Annotated in this window: 1 protein-coding gene; it reads right to left on the bottom strand. The window is 41.0% G+C overall.

Going from position 1 to position 1007, the window contains the following annotated elements; genetic code table 11:
* Window positions 1-795 (bottom strand): sodium:solute symporter family transporter (locus KTHG_RS11035; protein WP_483299888.1); only part of this gene is annotated, 795 nt, incomplete at its 3' end.
* Window positions 796-1007: the final 212 nt, after the last annotated feature.

Below are 1007 nucleotides of genomic sequence, written 5' to 3'. Positions count from 1 at the left end.
TTTAACGCTTGAAATCGCCATAAAACGAACGATAATATGTGGCTGGCCAAAATAGCCAAGTCCCCATGCTAAACTTGAAATAACACCAGTTACTGTTGCCGTAGCAACAAAGCTCAGCATCGATGGATCGACCTCTTTAATTGTTGAAATGGTTTCCGAAAAGCCGCCTGTATAGTAAAGACCAACTGCCGGCACTGCAATCAGTGCGACAAACATCGTTAGACCTTGAATGAAATCCGTATAACTTACGGCTAAAAACCCACCGAATAATGTATAGGCTACAACAACGCCCGCTACAATGAATAGCCCTGTATGGTACGAATAACCGAATGAGCTTTCAAAAAATACGCCGCCCGATACCATCCCAGATGATATGTAAAATGTGAAGAATACTAAAATAATAAGACCTGTCACCATACGAACGAAACCTGTGCTATCTTTTAAGCGACTATCTAAAAAGCTCGGAATCGTAATGGCATTTTCTGATACTTGTGTGTAGACACGTAGACGCGGTGCGACGATGCGCCAGTTCGTATAAGCACCAATCGTTAAACCAATTGCAATCCAGCCCTCTACTAAACCTGATAAATAAATCGCTCCTGGTAAGCCCATTAATAGCCACCCTGACATATCGGCTGCGCCAGCACTTAATGCCGTGACAGCAGGGCCAAGTGAACGCCCGCCTAACATATAATCCGTCAAATTCGACGTGCGACGAAACGAATACCAACCAATTGCCAGCATCGCAAGCATATAAAGTACGATGGCCACTAGCTGAAAACTGTTATCTGACATCCTAACTCCTCCTTGTTTTCCTGACTTAACCGCGTTAATAATCGGAAAAGTCTAAATTTTGAAACGATAATAAAAACGCTTTCATTGTACTTTTACCCATTTAGAGAAAAAACTATTCACGAATCATTAAATAAATTATGGCACGAAAAAAGGATTTTGCAAATGCAAAATCCTTTTGCTTAATCTTCAAATTTTTTCAATCGGTATTGCAA

The organism is Kurthia sp. Dielmo (genome assembly GCF_000307285.2).
Classification (GTDB): domain Bacteria; phylum Bacillota; class Bacilli; order Bacillales_A; family Planococcaceae; genus Kurthia; species Kurthia populi.
The sequence above is the reverse complement of the archived record's forward strand: the minus strand, read 5'-3'. Positions and strand labels throughout refer to the sequence as shown.